General features: G+C 31.7%; 8 protein-coding genes. 1 reads left to right on the top strand and 7 read right to left on the bottom strand.

Annotation, left to right across the window (positions count from 1 at the left end; genetic code table 11):
• Nucleotides 1–75 precede the first annotated feature (75 nt).
• The 7 genes from RYL55_RS08125 to RYL55_RS08095 all read right to left on the bottom strand — a co-directional run bounded on the left by RYL55_RS08125 (nucleotide 76) and on the right by RYL55_RS08095 (nucleotide 5,567).
• The gene (locus RYL55_RS08125; RefSeq protein WP_315008543.1) at nucleotides 76–387 is read right to left on the bottom strand and encodes a hypothetical protein; all 312 of its coding nucleotides are present in this window, start codon (nucleotides 385–387) and stop codon (nucleotides 76–78) included.
• Between the two features lie 68 nt (nucleotides 388–455).
• Complete coding sequence (locus RYL55_RS08120) at nucleotides 456–1,202, bottom strand: NADPH-dependent oxidoreductase (RefSeq protein WP_315008541.1); 747 nt, start codon at nucleotides 1,200–1,202, stop codon at nucleotides 456–458.
• 74 nt (nucleotides 1,203–1,276) lie between these two features.
• On the bottom strand, nucleotides 1,277–1,939 hold the full coding sequence (locus RYL55_RS08115; RefSeq protein ID WP_315008539.1) for an adaptor protein MecA: 663 nt from the start codon (nucleotides 1,937–1,939) through the stop codon (nucleotides 1,277–1,279).
• A 116-nt stretch (nucleotides 1,940–2,055) separates the two neighbouring features.
• Entirely contained in the window at nucleotides 2,056–3,078 is a 1,023-nt protein-coding gene (locus tag RYL55_RS08110) for a lipoate--protein ligase (protein WP_315008536.1), read from the bottom strand.
• 85 nt (nucleotides 3,079–3,163) lie between these two features.
• Entirely contained in the window at nucleotides 3,164–3,925 is a 762-nt protein-coding gene (locus tag RYL55_RS08105; RefSeq protein ID WP_315008534.1) for a hypothetical protein, read from the bottom strand.
• Between the two features lie 166 nt (nucleotides 3,926–4,091).
• A complete protein-coding gene (gene htpX / locus RYL55_RS08100; protein WP_315008532.1) occupies nucleotides 4,092–4,988 on the bottom strand; it encodes a zinc metalloprotease HtpX in 897 nt (298 codons plus the stop codon).
• A gap of 21 nt (nucleotides 4,989–5,009) precedes the next feature.
• Nucleotides 5,010–5,567: a LemA family protein gene (locus tag RYL55_RS08095; protein ID WP_315008530.1), complete on the bottom strand. Its 558-nt coding sequence runs from the start codon at nucleotides 5,565–5,567 to the stop codon at nucleotides 5,010–5,012.
• Between the two features lie 142 nt (nucleotides 5,568–5,709).
• Here RYL55_RS08095 and RYL55_RS08090 point away from each other — a divergent pair, with 142 nt between their 5' ends.
• Nucleotides 5,710–6,426: an SMI1/KNR4 family protein gene (locus tag RYL55_RS08090; protein WP_315008528.1), complete on the top strand. Its 717-nt coding sequence runs from the start codon at nucleotides 5,710–5,712 to the stop codon at nucleotides 6,424–6,426.
• Nucleotides 6,427–6,486 lie beyond the last annotated feature (60 nt).

Genomic DNA, 6,486 nt, shown 5'->3' with positions numbered 1-6,486 from the left:
GTCGAAATCAGGACGTGCTTTCTTCTATTTTTGAGACTTTTTGCCCAGTCTCTTTTGTTTTAATTTTGAAAAATATTATTTTATTTTATGCTTATTCATTTTTTCTGCAAAAATATTTGTCATAATTTCTCTTAATTCTTCTCTTTCCTTTTCAGGTAAAGGGCCTTCTTGTTTAGCAACTGCATAAAGTTCTGGGTACTGTTTCGCTACTCTTGCTACAGTTCTTGTTGTTGCATGGGCTCTCACTAAAAATGGAATTTTCTTAATCCATTCACTTGGTACTAATTCAAGAATTTTTTTTGAAGCTTCTTTATCCGTAATGACAGAAGTCGTTAATCCCGCATTAATTTGTTTTTGTTCATGTTCTGTAAAATCTTTAATATCCATTTTAATCCTCTTTTCTTTACTCAATTCTATTGTAATTGGAATACCTTCATTCAAAAAAATCTAATAGTTTATTTTTTCAAAAATCCTTGTTGCTGAATTACTTCTAATAACGCTAATCTTTTTGGAGGTAATGCTTCCATTTTATCTGCCACTTGTTTGCTGAATCGATCTACTCGATTATTTAAGTCTCTTGTGTCATAGTATCCTGTAATCTCTTCATCATACGCTTCAATGTCTTTTAATGGATTTTCTAATGCTTGATATTGATTTTCCATATGCATCACTTCTTTTGGTAATCGTGGTTTTAATTGAGGTTCTTGATTTGGCCATCCTACCGCTAATCCAACTGCTGGGAATGTATATTCTGGTAATCCTAATAAATCGATAATTTGTTGAGCATCATTATGTAAACTTCCTAAAAATACTGTTCCCATTCCTAGTGACTCAGCAGCTACTACCATATTTTGAGCTGCAATGGTTGCATCTGTTAATCCTGCAATAAAATAATCTGCTGTTCCTTGTAATTTGGTTGGTCTATCTTGCGCCTTTGTTAATTGAACATTACGATGATAATCCACTACAAATAAAAATAAATGTCCATTTTTTTCAACATATGGTTGATTAGAAATTGCTGCGAATGCTGCTTTCAATGTTGGATCTGTAATACTAATGATCGAATAAGCTTGCATAAATTTACTTGTAGCAGTATGTCTTGCCACATCGACTAATAATTCCACTTCTTCCTTCGTTAAAGCTTGTTCTTTAAATGCTCGAATGGAGCGGTGATTTAACTGTATTCGAATCGTATCATTCATCATTTTTACTCCTTTATAAAAATAGTGGAGTCAGCAAATGACAGAAATTGTTTTGCTCACTCCCACTATTCCAATTATTTAAAATATTTTTTAGCTGTTTCAATCGCTTTTTCTTTCATCATCACTTCACCATATTCTTGAATCACTTCCCAAGATACTCTTGAAAATTCTCCGAATTCTCTTAGAAGTGCTAAATCGGCAGTAAAATCTTCTCCTCCAAAAACATCTTGATAGACATGAAGGAAATAATAGTTACTATAGCGATATAAGGATGATTGCTGGACATTATAAGGATACATTTTTGCTAACTGTACAAAGTCCTCAAATGTATCAAAAAATACTGTACAATCCAGTGGCTCCAATTTTTTTTCTTCTTCAACGGGTGCCTCTACTTTTTTCTCTTTTTTTGGTTTTCCCATTCGATGCCCTAAAGAATGTTGAATCGTATCGACTAAATTTCGAACAAAGCGTTCGCTATCTAATTCAATATCTTTTTTTTCAACATATTTAGTAACATATAATTCAATTCCTTCAGGATTCGGCATCACTTGAAAACTCATCCCTTCAGAATCTTCAAATTGATCAATAACATCCATCTCTACTAAAATACTATGGAAAAATTCTTCTATTTCTGTAGGATTAGCTAATAACTCTGAAACAGAAGTGCCACGTTCTTGTAAATCTTCATTTTCAATTCTTACTAAAATAGTATCATCATTAATACGTTCCATTTCCATAATATTCACCTCACTTACATTACATTTAAAAATTCATTTATTATTTTTTAAGAATAGTACTATTGTAACGAATTTTCATAGAATGTAAAGTAATAACACCTTTTCTATCATTCGTATTAACTCAATAATAACTCTACTAATTCTTCAGCTGCTACATTTCCAAAATATTTACGAACATCAATGGTCTCAAATACTCTAGAAACTGCATCTCTTTGATATTCAATTCCTGTTAATTTTTCTTCTACGTCACTAATTTCTCCAAGTCCAAAGAAATCACCGTTAATTTTAATTTCTTTAATATGATTTTGCTCAACATTCAAGTGGAATTCAACTTGCCCTGCTGTTGTACGTTTCGATTGTGTTAACGCAAATTTTGGATTTTTCCCATAGTTCCAATCAGGATTATTAAAATACATCTTTCTCAACTCTTCGATTTTTTCCCAATCTTCTTCTGTAAGTACATATTCTTTAATCAGTGAAGTATCTTCCACTTCGAAAATATTTTTCAATAATACTTCTCTAAATTGTAAAATATCTAAATCTTGAAATTCTTCAGCCAAATAAGGTTTAATGTTTGTGACACGTGAACGAACCGATTTAATTCCTTTTGATGCAATTTTATCCGCTTTTGGACGTAATAATTGCGGTAAAATCGTTACATCCACATCCAGCATTAATGTTCCATGAGCTGTTAAACGACCGTTATTTGAATACATCGCATTTCCGGAGAATTTCTTACCATCAATGAGTAAATCATTTCTTCCTTGAAGTTCAGCACCTGTTGCCCCCATATTATGAAGCGCACGAATGACTGGTTGTGTAAATTTCCCAAAATCACGGAAACTATCTCCATCATCTTCCGTAATAAAGCAGAAACAAATATTTCCCATATCATGATAAACGGCTCCCCCACCTGAAAAACGACGAACCACTTGAACTTTTAATGAATCAACCCCATCTTGATTCACTTCTTCATACGTATTTTGATTTTTCCCAATAATAATCGCATTTTCATTAATATAAAAAAGCAAAATGGGTTCATCTAATTTTTTCTCATTTAATAAGAAATATTCAATTGCTAAGTTAGTCGTTGCATCATAAATTTCTTTACCATTTCTTTGATTTTTTACATAATACATAACCTAACCTCTTTTCTAATTTATTATTAGTATTTTATCAAAAAAACGTTCTTAAAGAAAGTAAGCCACTTTTTTCAAGAACGTTCTATAAAATTTCTGTTTTTCGTTTATAAATCTCTAATGACCAACCATTTTCTTCATGATACATGAGTTGACCAAATAAATTTTCCTTAATATACACATTTTCCATTACGTGATATCGATCTTCTGCAATATATAATGGAATCGTGTAGGCTTTCATATCCTTTGTAATTCTTTCTGTTGAAAAAACCATACCGACTTTAAAATAAGTTACTAACTCTTTTAATAATTCTACCGGTAATTCTTCAGCCTTTTTCTCTTGATTGAAAAATAAACGTCTACTTAAGCGAGTCATTTCCTCACTCATCTTATTCATCAATTGAAATGCTAATTGTCGATAAAAATCATCCATCTTACGATAATACACTTTTGTATATTCTTGCCCTAAATTTAAAAAGATAAAATTATTTTGTAATTTATAAAAAAATGGAGAATGTAAATGTGTATTCGCATGCGAAATATATAATAAATCAGCAATTTCTTGAGGTGTAAATTGATGTAAAAATTCTAAGGATTCAAAATCAATCCAATTATATTCAGTAACACTATTTTGAACTTCTTCTAAAAATGCCATGATTTTTTTTTCATCTTTTATATAATAAAATCCTGTATAATCATCATAAATAGCTAGTGGAGAACGTCCCTTTAATAATAATATATTTTTAGGAATTTCATTTTGTGACAATACAGTTGGTTGAAAACGAACCGAACTACTTAATACATGATTCGAAATCGAATCTAAATGTACATAAATTGATTGCATCACAAAACTCCTCCCTTAATCTTATTCCTCATTACTATTATAGGGGAATTATCCCTATTTATGTATATTTATTTCATTACAAATTATATGTGAAAGCTTTTTCTTTGTAACAAAATTGAAATAAAGACAATTGAAGCGATCCTTAATAAAACTTCAACTGTCTTTATTCCTACATCTCTCTTAAACGTTTAATACGATTACTTGTTGCTGGATGAGTAGCAAACCAAGAATCTTTTTCTTCATTTCCCTTTTTAAAAGGATTTGCTATATATAATGCTGCACTTTGAGGATCTGCTTCTTCCATCGCTGGAGCTTGGGATATTTTTTCAAGTGCAGAAATTAATCCTTGAGGATTTCGAGTAAATTCTACTGCTGTAGCATCTGCTAAATATTCACGATTTCTTGAAATCGCTAATTGTAAAATCGTAGACATCAATGGTCCTAATATCATTGCTAAAATGGAAATCACCATCATAATCGCTGCAATTCCATTTTCATCATCTTTAGAACGTCTAGAAGTTCGTCCCCAAAACATCATTCGACTTCCAAATTGCACTAAAATAGCAATGACTGCGCCAAGCGCAATGGCAATAGTTTGCAACCTTACATCATAGTTTCGAATATGAGCAAATTCATGAGCTAAAACTCCTTCTAGTTCCTCACGATTCAAACGTTGTAATAAACCTGTTGTTACAGCAACTGCAGCTTTTTCAGGCGAACTTCCAGTTGCAAATGCATTCGGAGAATCATCTTGAATTACAAATATTCTTGGTCTTGGAACTTTTGCAATCATCGCCATATCTTCCACAATATGCCATAATTGTGGTGCTTCATGGTATTCGGTCACTTCAATAGCATGATTTAATCGCATCACAACATCTGTTGATTGACTCATCATCATCATTGTATACAATCCACCTGCAACTAGTGCAATAACCATTCCTGCAATAGCATTATCGATTAAGGTGTAACCTAGAGCAATACCTACCAGTAAAAATAATATGAGATAGAATCCGACTACCACCCAAGTTTTTCTTTTATTGGCAGCGATTTGTTCATACATCATCTTCTTCACCTACGCCCAATTTTAGAATTGAACTTTTGGCACAGCACGTTCTTCCGCTGGAATTTCTAACATTGCTTCTTTTGTAAATCCACCAATATTCGCAATAATATTATTTGGAATCATTTGAATTTTAATGTTATATTGTGCCACGCTTGAATTATATAATTGACGTGAATAAGCAATTTTATTTTCTGTATTTGTTAATTCTTCTTGTAATTGGATAAAGTTTGTATTTGCTTTTAAATCAGGATAGCTTTCTGAAAGTGCAAAAATTGTTTTTAATGTTCCACTTAATTGATTTGAAACATCCATTTTTTCTTGAACAGAAGCATCACTTCCCATGTTTGTTAATTGATTTCTCATTGCAATCACTTGAGAAAGTGTTTCTTGTTCATGTTTAGCATATCCTTTAACTGTTTCTACTAAATTCGGAATTAAATCATTTCTTCTCCCTAATTGAACATCAATTTGAGCAGCAGCTTCACTCACCCAAGTTTTTAATTTTACTAAGCCATTATATGCAGATACGCCCCAGATAATGACTACTGCAATAATTCCTAAAATAATCCATAATGTCATATTGACACACTCCTTTATATTTTATACAGTTAATTGTAACAAATCGAATTAGTTTTGCAAACTTTTATCGATTAATTGAACTTATTTTACCATATTTACTACAACTTACCTCATACTTTAGACCTAATTTTTGGAGGAAAACATGTCACTGATTCAACAAGCTTTTACAAAAGTACTATTAGATCCTGCTACACCTATCCATCATCAATGGACTATTGGAGACTTACCAGAAAGTTATTTACAATGGATTCAACAAGAAGGAGCTGGTTATTTTCTTCATTCAAAAATAACTACCATTGAACCTACTCGTTTTGGATTAGACTATACTCTCTTAAATGGCATTGCAGGATTAGAAAAGGGCAATTGGATGAGTTTATTGGATGAATGCTTTTTCCCTGAAGAAACAGGGCTACCTGATTACTTTATTCCCTTTTTTAAAGATGAATCTGTTTACTATTGTTTTGATTATCTTGAAAAAGGAAAAGAATCTAGCATTCGCCTTATAGATGTAGAAATGGATCAATGGTTAACAATTGCTTCTTCCTTTGAAGAGTTAATCGATTCAATGAAACCTCATATTGAATTGATAGCATTCGATCATCGTCATTGGATGAGCATTCATACTCGCAGACAACAATTAGGATTATTCCATCCAGAGAATTTTCAAACACTGTTAGAAATTGAAGAGGAAGAAGATTTTAACAGCTATATTTACTGGATTGCTAAAGGCTTAGAACAAACTTCCCCAATTTCTTCCATTGCACAAGAAGCACTCGACTTCTTACTAGAATACCGAAAACAAGAATTAGAAAACTCCCAAGCATACAAACTAATTCAACACAATTCCACGAATTATTGATAAACAAAAAGAGGCTGGGCAAAAAGTCTCAAAAATAGAAGAAAGCACTATAAAATTCTG

The sequence above is a fragment of the uncultured Granulicatella sp. genome, assembly GCF_963515615.1.
Taxonomy (GTDB): domain Bacteria; phylum Bacillota; class Bacilli; order Lactobacillales; family Aerococcaceae; genus Granulicatella.
The sequence above is the reverse complement of the archived record's forward strand: the minus strand, read 5'-3'. Positions and strand labels throughout refer to the sequence as shown.

Bases quoted from the DNA above. Each gene is read 5' to 3' on its own strand.
- RYL55_RS08095 (WP_315008530.1), bottom strand. From the start codon at position 5,567: ATGACATTATGGATTATTTTAGGAATTATTGCAGTAGTCATTATCTGG.
- htpX (WP_315008532.1), bottom strand. From the start codon at position 4,988: ATGATGTATGAACAAATCGCTGCCAATAAAAGAAAAACTTGGGTGGTA.
- RYL55_RS08125 (WP_315008543.1), bottom strand. From the start codon at position 387: ATGGATATTAAAGATTTTACAGAACATGAACAAAAACAAATTAATGCG.
- RYL55_RS08120 (WP_315008541.1), bottom strand. From the start codon at position 1,202: ATGAATGATACGATTCGAATACAGTTAAATCACCGCTCCATTCGAGCA.
- RYL55_RS08110 (WP_315008536.1), bottom strand. From the start codon at position 3,078: ATGTATTATGTAAAAAATCAAAGAAATGGTAAAGAAATTTATGATGCA.
- RYL55_RS08090 (WP_315008528.1), top strand. From the start codon at position 5,710: ATGTCACTGATTCAACAAGCTTTTACAAAAGTACTATTAGATCCTGCT.
- RYL55_RS08115 (WP_315008539.1), bottom strand. From the start codon at position 1,939: ATGGAAATGGAACGTATTAATGATGATACTATTTTAGTAAGAATTGAA.